The 15,568-nt window shown below is 43.0% G+C and carries 18 protein-coding genes; 17 read left to right on the forward strand and 1 reads right to left on the reverse strand.

Translation table 11 applies throughout. The features are described from left to right. Positions 1 to 8: 8 nt before the first annotated feature. From N8M93_RS10995 to N8M93_RS11010, 4 genes are all read left to right on the forward strand, one after another. Positions 9 to 1,118: a DegT/DnrJ/EryC1/StrS aminotransferase family protein gene (locus N8M93_RS10995; protein ID WP_261131785.1), complete on the forward strand. Its 1,110-nt coding sequence runs from the start codon at positions 9 to 11 to the stop codon at positions 1,116 to 1,118. Between the two features lie 250 nt (positions 1,119 to 1,368). Next, entirely contained in the window at positions 1,369 to 2,079 is a 711-nt protein-coding gene (locus tag N8M93_RS11000) for an N-acetyltransferase (protein WP_261131786.1), read from the forward strand. 60 nt (positions 2,080 to 2,139) lie between these two features. Further along, positions 2,140 to 3,636 (forward strand): O-antigen ligase family protein, encoded by a 1,497-nt coding sequence (locus N8M93_RS11005; protein WP_261131787.1) that lies wholly within the window; start codon positions 2,140 to 2,142, stop codon positions 3,634 to 3,636. Further along, the gene (locus N8M93_RS11010) at positions 3,620 to 4,240 is read left to right on the forward strand and encodes a hypothetical protein (protein ID WP_261131788.1); all 621 of its coding nucleotides are present in this window, start codon (positions 3,620 to 3,622) and stop codon (positions 4,238 to 4,240) included. The genes N8M93_RS11005 and N8M93_RS11010 overlap by 17 nt, the downstream gene beginning before the upstream one ends. A gap of 44 nt (positions 4,241 to 4,284) precedes the next feature. On the opposite strand, the gene N8M93_RS11015 is transcribed toward N8M93_RS11010, so the two are convergent. Beyond that, complete coding sequence (locus tag N8M93_RS11015) at positions 4,285 to 4,920, reverse strand: YigZ family protein (RefSeq protein ID WP_261131789.1); 636 nt, start codon at positions 4,918 to 4,920, stop codon at positions 4,285 to 4,287. A gap of 239 nt (positions 4,921 to 5,159) precedes the next feature. Here N8M93_RS11015 and N8M93_RS11020 point away from each other — a divergent pair, with 239 nt between their 5' ends. From N8M93_RS11020 to csrA, 13 genes are all read left to right on the forward strand, one after another. Beyond that, on the forward strand, positions 5,160 to 6,317 hold the full coding sequence (locus N8M93_RS11020) for a sensor histidine kinase (protein WP_261131790.1): 1,158 nt from the start codon (positions 5,160 to 5,162) through the stop codon (positions 6,315 to 6,317). Next, complete coding sequence (locus N8M93_RS11025; protein WP_261131791.1) at positions 6,314 to 7,021, forward strand: response regulator transcription factor; 708 nt, start codon at positions 6,314 to 6,316, stop codon at positions 7,019 to 7,021. Before N8M93_RS11020 ends, N8M93_RS11025 begins: the two co-directional genes overlap by 4 nt. A 305-nt stretch (positions 7,022 to 7,326) precedes the next feature. Then, positions 7,327 to 8,178 carry a DegV family protein gene (locus tag N8M93_RS11030; protein ID WP_261131792.1) on the forward strand — a complete coding sequence of 284 codons (852 nt, stop codon included), beginning with the start codon at positions 7,327 to 7,329 and terminating at the stop codon, positions 8,176 to 8,178. Positions 8,179 to 8,212: 34 nt separating this feature from the next. Then, the gene (locus N8M93_RS11035) at positions 8,213 to 9,712 is read left to right on the forward strand and encodes a DEAD/DEAH box helicase (RefSeq protein WP_261131793.1); all 1,500 of its coding nucleotides are present in this window, start codon (positions 8,213 to 8,215) and stop codon (positions 9,710 to 9,712) included. Positions 9,713 to 9,987: 275 nt separating this feature from the next. Continuing rightward, positions 9,988 to 10,407, forward strand: a complete 420-nt coding sequence (locus N8M93_RS11040; protein WP_261131795.1) for a ComF family protein — start codon at positions 9,988 to 9,990, stop codon at positions 10,405 to 10,407. Positions 10,408 to 10,496: 89 nt separating this feature from the next. Continuing rightward, the gene (locus tag N8M93_RS11045; protein WP_261131796.1) at positions 10,497 to 10,892 is read left to right on the forward strand and encodes a TIGR03826 family flagellar region protein; all 396 of its coding nucleotides are present in this window, start codon (positions 10,497 to 10,499) and stop codon (positions 10,890 to 10,892) included. A gap of 30 nt (positions 10,893 to 10,922) precedes the next feature. After that, positions 10,923 to 11,186 (forward strand): flagellar biosynthesis anti-sigma factor FlgM, encoded by a 264-nt coding sequence (gene flgM, locus N8M93_RS11050; RefSeq protein WP_261131797.1) that lies wholly within the window; start codon positions 10,923 to 10,925, stop codon positions 11,184 to 11,186. Positions 11,187 to 11,198: 12 nt separating this feature from the next. Then, positions 11,199 to 11,702, forward strand: coding sequence for a flagellar protein FlgN (locus N8M93_RS11055; protein WP_261131798.1), 504 nt, complete (start codon positions 11,199 to 11,201; stop codon positions 11,700 to 11,702). Between the two features lie 16 nt (positions 11,703 to 11,718). Next, positions 11,719 to 13,236: a flagellar hook-associated protein FlgK gene (gene flgK, locus N8M93_RS11060; RefSeq protein WP_261131799.1), complete on the forward strand. Its 1,518-nt coding sequence runs from the start codon at positions 11,719 to 11,721 to the stop codon at positions 13,234 to 13,236. Positions 13,237 to 13,245: 9 nt separating this feature from the next. After that, positions 13,246 to 14,124, forward strand: coding sequence for a flagellar hook-associated protein FlgL (flgL, locus tag N8M93_RS11065; protein ID WP_261131800.1), 879 nt, complete (start codon positions 13,246 to 13,248; stop codon positions 14,122 to 14,124). A gap of 45 nt (positions 14,125 to 14,169) precedes the next feature. Further along, a complete protein-coding gene (locus N8M93_RS11070) occupies positions 14,170 to 14,721 on the forward strand; it encodes a DUF6470 family protein (protein WP_261131801.1) in 552 nt (183 codons plus the stop codon). Between the two features lie 24 nt (positions 14,722 to 14,745). Then, entirely contained in the window at positions 14,746 to 15,201 is a 456-nt protein-coding gene (fliW, locus tag N8M93_RS11075) for a flagellar assembly protein FliW (protein ID WP_261131802.1), read from the forward strand. Further along, positions 15,202 to 15,432: a carbon storage regulator CsrA gene (csrA, locus tag N8M93_RS11080; RefSeq protein ID WP_261131803.1), complete on the forward strand. Its 231-nt coding sequence runs from the start codon at positions 15,202 to 15,204 to the stop codon at positions 15,430 to 15,432. The last annotated feature ends 136 nt before the right edge of the window (positions 15,433 to 15,568 follow it).

Here is a 15,568-nt window from a genome sequence, read left to right on the forward strand (position 1 = left end):
TTTCGGAAATGAATGTACCTATGCTGGATTTGAGTGAACAATATTTCAATTTGAAACAAGAGATAAACGCGGCGCTTGAGGAAGTGATGTCTTCTTCAAGATTTATTTTAGGGGACAATGTCAAGAAGCTGGAAGCGGACATTGCGGATTATAGCAACGTAATGCACGGTGTAGGTGTAGCAAACGGCAGTGATGCACTTCATATCTCTTTATTAGCATGCGGCGTGGAAGCTGGTGATGAAGTGATCTGTCCGGCCTTCACTTTTTTTGCGACTGCAGGAGCGATCGCCCGGATTGGGGCTATCCCTGTATTCGTCGATATCGATCCGAAAACGTATAATATCGATCCTGGAAAAATTGAAGAAGCGGTTACAGATAAAACGAAAGCGATCATCCCGGTCCATTTGTATGGACAGATGGCCGATATGGATGCAATTGTTGAGATAGCTGAAAAGCATGGTCTTGCAATTGTTGAGGATGCCGCTCAAGCAATCGGTTCAGAATATAAAGGGAAGAAACCCGGTGAACTCGGAACGACCGCATGTTATAGTTTCTTTCCGACGAAAAATCTCGGAGCTTATGGCGATGCCGGGATGATTGTCAGTAAAGATGATGACATTGCCGAAACGATGCGCGTCATCCGTGTCCATGGCAGCAAACCTAAGTACTATCATCATATTCTTGGATATAACAGCAGGCTGGATGAACTCCAGGCAGCGATTCTCAACGTGAAATTTCCTCATTTGGATGAGTGGAGTTCACTGCGGAAACAACATGCTGAACTATACACGAAACTTTTGAAAGAAAACATTGGAGAGAAGGTTGTGACACCTTTCATTGAGGAACATAATAACCATATTTTCCATCAATACACGATCCGGGTTGAAAAACGGGATGAGCTGCAAACGTTTTTGAAGGAGAACGGAGTTGCGTCGATGATCTATTATCCGAAAGCTCTCCATCTGCAACCAGTATTCTCTGAACTAGGCTATAAAGAAGGCGATCTTCCGGAGACTGAGAAGGCATGCGACGAAGTTCTATCCTTACCGATGTTCCCGGAATTGAAAAAAGAACAGCAGGAATATGTCGTAGAAACGATCGCGAAATTTTATAAATAATCATTGATGTATCACACGCTAACGGACACAGGAGACCTTATTTGACGATTATTACACTGATTTTTTGAACTAACGGACACTAGGGACCTTATTTTGTAATTTTCGTGGTATATCAGCTCTATTTTCCTTAAATAAGAGCTCTCATGTCCGTTAGATCCTGAAATGTTGGTGTTTTAGCAAAAATAACGGCTCTGATGTCCGTTAGATTCACTGATTTTCAGAAAAAGTAAAAGAAGTGAGGTCATGTGCAATGTCCATTCCAACTTTAGGCGAAAATGTTGTGATAAAAGAAGATGTTTCATTCGGAGAGAATGTAACAATCGGGAACAACGTCGTGATCTATGAAGGAGCCGTAATTGGGGACAATGTCCTTATACAGGACAATGTCGTAATCGGAAAACAGCCGACCCGTGCTAAAAACTCGATTCTTCCTGATGTGAAAAAACTGCCTCCTACTAAGATCGGTGCGGGATGCACAATCGGAACATCTTCGATCATTTATGCGAATGCTGAAATAGCTGAAGATGTTTTTGTAGCTGATCTCGCTACGATTCGTGAAAGGGTAGCGATCGGCGCTAAGACGATTGTCGGCAGAGGCGTAGCAATCGAAAATGATTGCAAGATCGGTACAAAATGTAAGCTGGAAACCAACTCTTACATCACTGCTTATTCGGAATTAGGCGATTATGTTTTCATTGCCCCATACGTTGTGACGACGAATGATAATTATATGTCTCGGTCAAAAGAACGGTACGATAAGTTCAAGGGTGTCACAATCAAAGATGGTGGGCGAGTGGGAGCGAACTCGACGATCTTACCTGGAAAAACGATACAAGAAGACGGGACAGTGGCTGCTGCCAGTGTCGTAACGAAAGATGTCGGGAAAGAAGAGCTGGTGGCCGGTTCTCCTGCAAAGAAACTTCGGGATGTGCCGAAAAACCAATTGCTTCGGAACCAATAAATCTAAAAGTTGGCGTCTTGCCTCTTTTTTAAAGATAGTAGAAACCAGAAGGAGTTAACCATGAGGAATCTAGATGCAGCGTACACCAGAGTAAACCAGATCATATTGGCAATCTTATTTTCCTTTATACTTGGCTGGACCTTTCAACACGTGTATATGTTGAACTCATGGAACGACCTGGTTTGGCCGGGAATGTTGGTGGTTTCTTCTCTAGCAATCCTTCACGTGGTGAAGAAAATTTTCCAATACCAGGTGTCTTTCACTTCTCTGGTGCTTTACCTTTTAATCGCAAGTTTCTTCATCGGACCGGGGATCATTAATGTAACCGCAGGCCCGATCAGTATTTTTCCTTACCGCATTTTCCTGATGGTAATGGGGATTTTATTTTTGTTCGAATTTGTCAGACCGAAACATAAATTAACAACCGACTCGATTTACGTTAAACCTGCCCTCTATTTCTTCGTGTATTGGGTGGGTTATGGTCTTTTGTCGTTAAGCTGGGTAAAATCATTATCCTACGGAGCCAGGGACTTCATCTTTTTGACTTCAGGGATTTTGACTATTTTGTTCGTCGTCTTTTTCTTTTATAGAGAACGGGATTACGTCGTGTTTTTTTCGATTTGGATTGGTGCGGTTCTGCTTTTCATCTTACTTGGATTTTGGAATCATCTGACTCATCAGCATTTGCCGATATCGAGGCTTGCAACAGCGCCGGATTACATCAGAGGACGGCCGTCGGCAGTTTTTACGAATGAAAATGACTTTGCCAGCTTCATGGTAATCGGAATCTTTTTCGGGTTTGCCCTTTTTAACCACGTGAAAAAACTCTGGTTGAAAGGCTTAGGTCTGTTCATCACCTTAGCTGGATTGTATCTGATATTGGTCAGTACTTCGCGTGCAAGTATCATTGCGATCCTACTCGGTTTCAGCGTTTGGTTCATCTTTTTAGCGAATCTTAAACAGAAGGTAAGGACAGTATTTCTAGGATTAGGTGCGGTGTTCCTTGGAACGGTGTTGTTTTTTGAGCGCGTGAAGGTTGCAGTTGGAAACGTTATTACTGAGGTATCGAGTGTTGTAGGTGACCCTGGGGTTGAAGAAGGTTCTGTGGATATCCGGAAAAACTTGTTGAGAAACGGAATGGCTTTTCTGCAGGATACGTATGGCATCGGTATAGGAGCAGGGAATGCGGAGTACTATATAAAAAATGAAAGCATTTATCCGACGTTCGGCCAAACGAATCTACATAATTGGTGGGCAGAGATCATGGTGAATTATGGTGTCTTCATCTTTACGTGTTATTTGCTTCTATATATCGGGATGGTCATCAAACTGTTTAGAATCAATCGAACATATGCCTCTTGGAAGGTGAAGATGATCAGTGAGAGTTTAATTCTAGGGCTAGTCGTTTTTTCCATCGCAAGTGTCAGCCCAAGCTCGATCATGACGTTAAGTTATACCTGGTTATTGTTCGCTTTCGGATTAGGGTTTTTGAATTACATGCATCTGAACATAAAAATACGTGAGGGAGCCTTTGAAGATTATGCGTCATATCATTGATCGGACAAGAGTAAGGATAAAAAAACTATTATGGCTGCTGCTTCTGATACCGCTTCTTACCGGAGCGATTTCATACTATTTAGCAGCCCAAGCCCCTGTTGTCAGTACTGCAACGGTAGAAATCATGCTTGGGAACTTCCAGGACAGTATCTTAACGAATGATACATTGATGTTGGAAAAACTGAAGGCAGAGCGATATTTGCAACAGTTGACATCTTCCGACGAAGATTTTTCGGATATATCCGTTGAGTTGAAAGATGGGAAGATCCTTACGCTTTCATTGACGGATGAGGACAAAATGAAAGCGGGCGAACGATTGCATATGGTCGTTGCGTCTCTTTTAGATAAGAGTGAAGAGGTTTATGTACAAAAGGAAGAGATGCTGAAAAAACAAGTTGAAGACATGGAACAACACAATCCGGGTGCAGAATCCTTACCAAAGGTCACGGACGAATTATTGAACCTGCGAGAAACGGAAATCCATAAAGAGATGTCAGTAACAACTACGGATGGCGAAGCGGTGAAGAGAGGAATATTCAGCGTTATTATCGGTCTGATGCTGAATGTTTTCATACTCGCTGTGCCGGAAGTTTTCAGAGACTGAGGCTGGAGCGGTATCCATCCGCTCCATGTCTTAGGGTCAGTATTCTATACATCTTGCTCCAGATACTCTGTATCAGCTGTATCAGATATATGAGCGTTTCCACTTGATAAATCAATAATCCAGTTAATAAGTGTGTCCCTTTCATCAACAGGTACATAGACTTGAAATTCAACATCATCCAAGTAATTGATGGCTTTAAGCGGGTAAGACGAGTTTCTGATTTCATTTTCGAATTTGCCTAAGAGGGAATAATTCACCCGAAAAGCCACGATATTCATCAATTTCCGTTCCACGATTCCTGTCGCATCAAGTCCTTCTGATGTAGAAGTCCCGTATGCGCGGATCAGACCCCCTGCACCTAGTTTAATTCCCCCAAAGTAACGGGTAATTACTACCACTGTATTTTTCAATTTTCTCTTTTTTAAAACTTCGAGAATCGGGACTCCAGCCGTACCGCTCGGCTCACCATCGTCATTCGCTTTTTGAATTTGGTCATTTTCGCCTATAAGATAGGCTGAGCAATTGTGATTCGCGTCATGATGCTTCTTTTTGATCGATTGGATGAAGTCTTGAGCTGCCTGTTCTGTTTCAGCCCTTTCGACGTATGCGATAAATCTTGATTTTTGAACGTTTATTTCGTGTTCTCCGTAACCTTTTACGGTATAATATGATGAGAGCATATAAACCTCCAGATTAGTTGATTCTTTTTTCAATTATATATCTGGACTTATCTCCCATCAAATTTTAGAAATAATAGAAAAAAATTGAGTAAGAAAGTCATAAATTCCACAACTATTTCGAAATGTGTAATAATTGATAGGGGAAAATTTTGGATATAGGACTTTTCGGTTAAATGGGTAAGAAGGACCTAGTGCCTAGAGGGGATTGTTCGTTACAGTAGTATTGGAGGCAGATTATCATGAACCCTACAAAAACGTTTGATCCAAGCAGTATCGATTCAATCCTGGATAAAACGATCGCCACCGTTACTGAAAGTAAAGAACAAATCTTTGATATTGGCGAACAATCAAGAGAAGAATTTGAACGTTTATCGAGAGAATTGAAAGAAATCCGAGAATTGGTGTTAGAAACGATTCAACGCGGGGATGTCCTGGAAACAAAAGCTCGACTTGCTCGGACGAAGCTTGCTGAGGTCAGTAAACATTTTGAGCGGTATGGGGAAGAAGAAATCAAACAAGCTTATGAAGCTGCCAGCCAGTTTCAAGTGGAATTGATTTCTACACGCCAGAAGGAAGCGTCTTTACGGGAGCGTAGAGATGATATCGAGCGGAGGCTCCTCACGTTGGAAGAAACGGTTGAGCGGGCAGAACGATTGGTCAGTCAGATCAGCGTCGTTTTAAGTTATCTGGACAGCGACCTTCGTAAAGTCGGTGAAATCGTGAAAGATGCCAAAGAAAAGCAGGATTTCGGTTTACAGATCATCGAAGCGCAAGAGGAAGAGCGAGGGCGCGTGTCACGGGAAATCCATGATGGCCCAGCTCAGATGCTCGCGAACGTTCTATTACGCTCAGAATTGATTGAAAAAATATACATGCAAAAAGGTGTTGACGAGGCGCATAGAGAATTGAAGGATTTGAGACAGATGGTCAAGAATGCTTTGATCGAAGTCCGGCGGATCATCTATGATCTACGGCCGATGGCACTTGATGACCTGGGGCTGATACCGACACTGGAAAAATATCTTCGTACAGTCTCGGAATCTACGGGCATCCAAATCGGTTTGAAAAGTCTCGGTAATGAACGGCGCCTGCCATCGAAAATGGAGGTGGCGACATACCGGCTTATCCAGGAATCGGTGCAAAACGCATGTAAACACGCACAGGCGGCTGAGATCCAGGTGAAGGTCGAGTTTCAAGATGAGTTATTGTCGATCTTGATCCGTGATGATGGTGTTGGATTCGATCAGACACAGAAAAAAGATCAATCTTTCGGCATCATCGGAATGAAGGAACGAGTCGATCTATTAGAAGGCACCATCAAAATTGAAAGTAACCCTGGAAAGGGAACTATGATATTCATTCAAATACCATTAAGTAAGCAGGAGGCATGGAAATGACACAAGTAAACGCCGTGAAAACAAGAATCGTATTGATTGACGACCATAAACTGTTCCGTGAAGGCGTAAAACGTATTTTAGACATGGAAGAAAATTTTGAAGTAGTAGCTGAAGGTGACGATGGACAGGATGCTGTCGACTTGATTGATTCCTTTTCGCCTGACGTCGTGTTGATGGACATCAACATGCCGAATATCAACGGTGTTGAAGCGACTCGCCGTTTGGTTGAACGTTTTCCTGAAATCAAAGTCGTCATCCTTTCCATCCATGACGACGAGGCTTATGTGACACATGCTGTACAAACAGGCGCATCTGGGTACTTGTTGAAAGAAATGGATGCGGATGCATTGATCGAAGCTGTCAAGGTGGTTGCTGACGGTGGAGCTTACCTGCACCCGAAGGTAACCGTGAACTTGTTAAGTGAATTCCGTCGCATCAAGACACACGGCGGGAATTCTGGCGGAGAAGTTGGCTTTAAAGAGGTGGAGTACCGCAAACCACTTCACATTTTGACACGGCGTGAGTGTGAGGTCTTGCAAATGCTAGCTGATGGAAAAAGCAACCGCTCGATTGGCGAAGCACTTTACATCAGTGAAAAGACCGTCAAAAACCATGTGAGTAACATCCTGCAGAAAATGAACGTGAACGACCGCACACAGGCAGTCGTCGAAGCAATCAAAAACGGCTGGGTGAAAGTGAATTAAATTGGTTTTGAAGATTAGATGGACCTTCTGGCGCGCCAGAAGGTTCTTTTTTACGGTTCTAATGATGTTATGAGAGGAGCGGGCTCCGGATTATCGGTGCAAACCGCGAATTTATCGGTGCAACTTTGAGAATTAACGGTGCAAATTTGGGATTTATCGGAGCAAATTTGAGATATATCGGTGATTTACGAGACTATCGAAATTTTCATGTTCATTTCGACATTATTCCAGTAAAATAGGGAAGGTAATTAAGAGTTTTAGTCAAATACATAGTGTAGGTAAATAAATAGAAAGGATTATTATGTATGCATAAAGTTGCAATCATTACGGATAGTACGTCATATCTGCCGAAGGACCTGCGGAACCGATACAATATCAAAATGGTCCCACTGAATGTCATTTTTGAAAATGAATCCTATCAGGAAGAAACAGAGCTTACTGTGGATGATTTTTATCAGCAGGTACGTGAAGGCGGAAAGCTGCCGAAGACGTCACAGCCAGCGGTCGGGTTGTTCGCAGACCTTTATGAAAAACTGGCTGATGAAGGGTATACCGATGCTATCGTCATAACCCTCTCAAGCGAAATCAGCGGAACGTACCAGAGTGCAGAAACAGCCAAATCGATGGTCGACTCGATTAATGTTGACGTGTTCGACTCCGAAATCAGCTGTATGCCGCAAGGATTTTTCGTTTTAGAAGCTGCAAAAATGGCTGAGCAAGGACAAGCGGCGAAAGTCATCCTGTCCCGCCTGAAGGTCATCCGTGCAAAAGGGATTCGGGCTTATTTCATGGTCGACGATCTGAGCCATTTGCATCGCGGAGGTCGTTTGAACAGCGCGCAATTTTTCGTCGGTAACCTGCTTCAAGTCAAGCCGGTTCTGCAATTCGTCGATAAAAAGATCGTTCCTTTTGAAAAGATCCGTACACGTAAAAAAGCAATCAAACGTTTATTTGAACTGATTCATGATGATGTTGGGAAAGACGAAATGGCACAGATCTCTGTCATTCATGCCAACCGTGAGGAAGAGGCGAAGGGTTACGCGGAAGAGTTACAGCGTGATTTTCCAAATTCAGAAGTCATCATCACTTATTTTGGCCCGGTAATCGGTACACACCTTGGTGAAGGCAGTATCGGACTGACATGGGTCAAAGAATAATGCACTTATCCAATTCATACAGGTGGCAAGACTGATGCGTTTTGCCACCGTTCCTTCCAAACTTGGACCTCTCCTTTGCCCCGAACCTCTGCTTGAATACGACACCTCACTCATTCCAATCGGTAAAATCGATGAACTCCCACATCCACCACTACAACCTGATTTCAATTTCAATCGCGATCTGCAAAATTATTTAAGCGGACGCCATCTCCTTTTAGATGAAATTCCTTATCCCCTTAAACTCATTCACGATCATTACCTACATGGTTTCATTCGTTATGAAAAAGGAATAACAAAAGAAAAACATGGATTCTCCTGTCAAAGATGCGGGAATAAGGATAAAGAATTGTTTGCTGCTTTTGCTTGTTACCGCTGTAAAGCGAACTGCACTTATTGTCGGAATTGCATCATGATGGGGCGGGTTAGCGAATGTACACCGTTGTTGAGATGGAGTGGACCGAGTCCGCACTTTAAAGTAGAGGAACCGATTTTACGTTGGGATGGGAAGTTGTCTGAATTGCAATTGGCTGCCGCTGAAAAAATCAGTGATTTGGTTGTTCGAAATGGTGAGCTTTTGGTATGGGCGGTTTGTGGTGCAGGAAAGACTGAGATCTTATTTCCTGGTATTGAAAAAGCGCTGCGAGCAGGATTACGAATATGCCTTGCTACCCCGCGGACAGATGTTGTCACAGAACTTATACCGAGATTTGAAAGCGCATTTTCGGGCATTGAGGTCCAGGCTCTTTATGGTGGGCATTCAAGTCTTGAAAGGCCATCACCACTTGTCTTATCCACTACTCACCAATTATTCCGTTTCAAAGACGCTTTCGATGTCATGATCGTCGATGAAGTAGATGCTTTCCCGTATTCATTCGACAAAACTCTGCAGTTTGCAGTTGAAAAAGCTTGTAAAGAGGATTCTGCACGAATCTACTTATCCGCAACTCCTTCTGAAAACCTGTTGTCCCGTGTAAAAAAGAAAGACCTGGATGTGATCCACATTTCGAAACGGTTTCACGGCTATCCCTTACCTGTGCCGAGGTTCGAATGGTGCGGGAATTGGAAAAAAGGATTGAAGAAAAAGCACCTGCCGAAAGTGGTGTCGGATTGGTTGAAAGAAAGACTCGAGAGCGGCAGGCAATGTTTTCTGTTTGTTCCTACTATAAAGCATATGGACGATATATTTGAATGTTTGAAAGATCATGGTTCTGTGGATTTCGTCCATGCGGAGGATCCAGATCGGAATGAGAAAGTAAATGAATTTCGAAAAGGAGAGATTACGATGTTGATTACGACGACCATCCTCGAGCGAGGTGTGACGGTACCGAAAATCGATGCTGCCGTATTCGGTGCTGATCACGAAGTATTCACCGCCAATGCACTTGAGCAGATTGCCGGGAGAGTGGGCCGTAGTATAGAAGACCCATATGGTGAGGTGGTCTATTACCATTATGGAAAAACGAGAGCGATGGTGTCGGCGAAACAGTCGATTGAACAGCATAACAAGCGTACATCCGAAAAAGTGAATACATGAAATGCCTTTATTGCAAAAGTTTCTTCATTTCCGCAGTAGGTTGGAGAGATTTGTTGGGTTTAGACAGCGAGCCATTGTTGTGCGGGGAATGTCGAGAGAAGCTGGTTTTGATCGAAGGAGAGATTTGTCGACAGTGTGGACGCTCTTTTTCGCTATTTCCCGAGAAATATCGCCAAAACGACATTTGTTTGGATTGTGTTAGATGGAGCAAGAAAGGACCCTCGATCAGTAAAAATCGCTCCTTATTACAGTATAATCCATTCATGCAGGAGTTTATGGCTCAATTCAAATATCGAGGAGACTCAGAATTGATCAAGGCATTCAGCGACGAGCTACGAACACTTTTTAAAAAGGAATTTCGTGGAACAATTGTTGTTCCAATCCCGCTTAGTGAGGAAAGACACTATGAGAGAGGGTTCAATCAGAGTGAATTGATTGCCATATCGGTAGGCTCTACGGTCGTAGATGCTTTAGAAAGGCCTTTGCACGAAGAAAAACAGAGTAAGAAATCCCGGGCAGATCGCCTTGAAAACCAAACAGTCTTTACTTTTAAAAGTGGCTCGGACATTCGTGGAAAATCGATTACCTTAGTCGATGACATATACACAACAGGAGCGACGGTCGAGGCTGCAGGTAAGATTTTACTAGAACAAGGTGCGCGGAAAGTCATGTCTTTTACAGTAGCAAGAGGGTAAATCCTACTAAACAAATGAAAAGGCTAAACTTTCAATTTAGATGACCGATATATGTACTAGATATAGTAGAATTGAAGGAGAGAGCATCCATGGCGGAGTTGGCCAATTGCCCGCAATGCGGACGCATATTCGCGAAGTCGTTTCGACAAGTGTGCGATGCATGTTATAAAGAAGAAGAAAAGATGTTTGAACTCGTGTATAAGTTCATCCGCAAGAAAGCGAACCGGGAAGCATCTTTATGGGAGGTACACGAAGCAACGGGTGTTCCAGAGAAAACGATCATCCGATTCGTAAAAGAGGGCAGGATCCGTGCTCATCAATTACCGAATCTCGCATACCCATGTGAACGTTGTGGAAAGAACATTCAAGACGGTCGGATTTGTGGAGATTGTAACGATCGCATGAAAAAAGATTTGCACTCACATGAAGAATCGACCCAAAAACGTATACAAGAGGAACGAATAACTTATCATACAGAAAAATAATCCAAATGTGGAAATGAGGAGGAAATTCCATTGAAAATCAATCGATATGGAAACATCTCAAACAACCCATACAAACACCAGCTTAATAAACCGGCAGAAACGCCACAACAGCAAGTGAAGCAAGATAAGATCCAGATTTCAAAAGAAGCGCTTGAAATGCAGAAGAATCAAGGGACTTCAACAGAGCGTGCTGAAAAGATCGAGCATTTGAAGAATGAAATCCAATCAGGAAACTATCAGGTGGATTCGGGGAAAGTCGCGAAGAAATTCTTCGATTTTTGGACGAAGAGCTAAGGGTGTGAGCATATGAGGGTGGATCGCATGGTCGGGCTGTTGTCCGATTTACATAGTCAGCACAAATTACTTTTAGAAATTTCCGTAGAGAAGACGGAAGCCTTAAAGAAAAACGACATAACTGTGTTGGATAAACTGTTGAGTGAGGAGAACAAGTGCCTCCAAACCATTGAGCGAATCGAAAATGAACGGATCCGAGAAGTCGAAACGCTATTGAATGCGCAAGGCATTGTCGTTGATGAAAACCCTTCGCTTGCACAGTTGTTACGGTTCTATGATCACGAGGGACAAGCGAAGCTCATTCATGCGCAAAACCAATTAAGGCAAACGATTCAAGAGCTTCAAGAACAGAATGAGTTGAACCATGAATTGACTAGGCAATCGCTGCAATTCGTCAATGCGTCGTTGTCATTGATGGAGCCGAAGAAACCCACAGCGAATTATGGACGCCCTGGCCAGACGACCCAACAGAACGGTTATCAAAAATCACGATCGATATTTGATTCTAAAGCATAGGAAAGGCGGAAACACCATGTCTTCAACGTTTCACGGACTTGAAACATCACTCAGAGGGTTGCGGACCCACCAAAGCGCACTCCAAACAACTGGACACAATATCGCGAATGCGAGTACACCTGGTTACTCCAGACAGCGTGTCAATTTTACGCAGACAGAAGCATTCCCTGCTCCTGGACGTAACCGGCCGCAGATTCCCGGTCAACTTGGTACCGGGGTTGAAGCAGGGTCTGTTCAACGTGTTCGCGAAAGCTTTTTGGATTTGCAATTTCGTGGTGAAAATACGAAATCAGGATATTGGTCTGCGCGGAGTGATGCCCTTCAAAAGATGGAAGAGATCATGAATGAACCGTCTGACCATGGATTAGGAAAAACGATGGACCGATTCTGGCAGTCACTGCAGGATTTAGCAGTTAACCCGGAGGATTCAGGCGCACGTTCAGTCGTACGGGAACGCGGGAAAGCACTTGCAGAAACGTTCAACTATTTATCGGGTTCACTCAACTCGATCAAAGACGACATCAAACTGCAAATCGATAACTCAGCCGATTCGATCAGCTCGATTGCGGAACAGATCAATGATTTGAACAGACAAATTGGAGAGTTGGAACCGCACGGATATCTACCGAATGACTTGTATGATAAGCGAGATCTGTTAGTCGATCAGTTATCTGAACTTGCGAATGTGAAGGTAACGAAGGTCGATAGTGGTGGCGATGATCTAGACATTGCGGAAGGCAAGTACACGATTCAGTTGGTGGATGACAGTGGAACAACGATCGGAACGCTGGTTGATGGAGAGAAGCTGAATTGGAATGAATTGGGGTTAAAAGACGGGAGTACCAGCCAGTTTACACTGACGGAGCACAACAAGGATGGGAATCCGACAGGTAATTCAGATGAAATTGATTTCACAGCAAAAGGAAAGTTATTGGGTCAACTGGTAGCACATAACGAAGTTTATCCGGGAATGTTATCGAAGCTTGATGAAATGGCGTATCAGTTTGCCACTGAATTTAATGCTGTCCATAGTGGTGGTTATGGATTGGATCCAGATAATGTACCGAGTGAAAATACAGGGAATCTTTTTTTCGAAGAATTGGCAGATGAACAAGGAGCAGCATCACGTATCAAGCTACATACCGACATTACTGAAAAGGGTGGGTTGAATAACATTGCCGCCTCTGAAAATGGATTTGCCGGTGATGGAAGTAATGCGTTATTGCTTTCTGAAGTGAAGGATTCAAAATTTGATTTCAGTACTGGTGAAGCCACCGTCCAGAGTTTTTATGAAGGTGTTATCGGTGAAATGGCAGTCGATACTCAGCAAGCGAATCGTTTAAAGGGTAACTCCGAAACGTTGAAACAATCCGTTGAAGAACGCCGTCAATCTGTAAGCGGTGTGTCTTTAGATGAGGAAATGACTAGAATGATGCAGTTCCAGCATGCGTATAACGCAGCTGCACGAAATATCACGAGTATCGATGAAATGCTTGATCGGATCATCAACGGCATGGGTCGAGTAGGAAGGTAGGGGTAAAAGATGCGTGTTACGCAAAGTATGTTGACAGGAAATATGCTTCGTAATTTAAGCCAGAGCTATGAGCGGATGGGCAAGTATCAGGATCAGCTTGCAACAGGGAAACGTATCAACAGACCTTCTGATGATCCAGTTGTAGCGATGAAAGGCATGGAATACAGGACGAACCTGACGGAAGTCGAGCAGTTCAAGCGCAACTTGTCAGAAGTCTATAACTGGATGGATAATTCAGATGCAGCTTTGGACGAAGCAGGACAAGCGCTGCACCGAATCCGTGAATTGACAGTTCAAGCGAGTAACGGAACGTATGAAGATGGACAACGAAGTGCGATTGCAAAGGAAATCAGTCAGATTAGGGATCATCTGATTGATATCGCGAATACGAAGGTTGCAGGGAAGTATATTTTTAATGGGAACAATACGACGGAAGCACCAGTTGGGGCAGATGGGACACGATCTGCGACTGCCAATGACAATCCAGTCGAGATTGAAGTATCCAAAGGGATAAAGGTTAGGACGAATATCACACCAAGCAATGTGTTTTCTCAGGAGCTTTTTGATGATCTTAAAGAGTTAGTCGGAAAACTTGAAAATGGCGGATCTGATGAAGAAATTAGTACATATCTATCAAACTTAGATAACCATATGGATAACAATACAGCAGAAAGAGCGGAGCTTGGTGCACGCTATAATCGGATTGAGATGATCAGTGATCGGGTGGCTGAACAAGAGGTCATTGCCAGCCGGATCCTATCCGATAATGAAGATGCGGACATGGAACGCGTAATTATTGATCTGAAGACTCAGGAAAGTATCCATCGTGCAGCACTAGCGGCAGGAGCTCGCATCATTCAGCCGACGTTAATGGATTTCCTACGATAAAGCTATCTATTTAGATAGCTTTTTTTACTAAAAGAGGTGACTCTATTGCAAATTCCTCAAATCAGAATACAATCACAGCCTGCTTTAATAGGATTAAAAACGACACAAAGTGTGCAGCAGATCAGACAACCCAAAGCAGAACAATCCATTCAACAGCCGAAAGCAGACATGACCATCAGTACGACCAACGGGGTACTGACGATCGATCAGACACAAGCATGGAACGATATGGATTTGAAAAGTGTTATTGTGCGGACCGAAGAAGCGGCACAGTTAGGTCGGGAAGATTTACTAGCGGGGATTGCACGTCGGGCTCAGGAAGGTGATCAGTTAATGAGGATTGAAAATGGTGGAAATCCAATTGCTGAACAAGCACGTATCAACAGTGGCGATGAAATGAAAGAGTGGAACATCGGTTGGATTCCTTCAGCAGGAAGTGTGAAGTTGAATTACCAACCTGCTAAAGTGGATATCGATGTCCAAGTCAACAAACCGAAGATCGAGACGACTCCAAGGAATGCTGAACATACGTACCAACCAGGTGATGTTGAGGTCTTTCTAAAACAGAGGAATTCACTTTCGATCGACTTTGTCTAATACTAAAAGTGTGGTGGATTAGTAATGAAAATTGAAACGAAATACTTCGGGGATATGGAAGTAGAAGAGAAAGAGATATTGGAATTTGTTCAAGGGTTGCCAGGTTTCAAGGAGGAAAAACAGTTTATTATTCTTCCATTTGCGGATGAAGAAACACCATTAAGTATATTGCAATCTGTAAAAACACCTACCCTGGCATTTGTAATTACAAATCCGTTTCTGTTTTTCCAAGATTACGAGTTTAGCATTCCAGAAGCAGTTACAGACCAGTTGAAAATAAAAGATGAAAAGCAAGTAGCTGTCTTTGTCATTTTGACTATACAAGATCCATTCGAAAAAACAACAGCGAATTTAAAAGCACCGATAGTGTTGAATATAGAAAATGGTTCAGGTAAACAGATCGTTTTGAATGAAGATCAATATCGAACGAAACATAGTTTGTTCCCGCAACCCTTGACAACAGTTAAGGGGGAAAAATAAATGCTCGTTCTAACACGGAAACTGAACCAATCCATACAAATCGGAGAAGAGATTGAAATCAAGGTTCTTGGAATCGACGGTGAACAAGTCAAAATTGGTGTAAACGCCCCCAAAAACATCGATATACATAGAAAAGAGATATATTTGTCTATCCAGGACGAAAATAGCAGTGCAGCTTCTGTAGACACAGATTTAATCAAAAAGTTATCAAAAATCGTTAAAAATAAATAACAATGAACAGACAGGTTGTTCTCTACAAATTAAAGCGTAGAGGGCAACTTTTATTTTTATTGTAATTTTATATTAAGATCTCTATTCAAAAGCCGATATAAAAAATGTAACTGAAGCAACAATGAAGGCGGCCGAC

The organism is Bacillus sp. Marseille-Q3570 (assembly GCF_946151055.1).
GTDB lineage: Bacteria > Bacillota > Bacilli > Bacillales > Fictibacillaceae > Pseudalkalibacillus.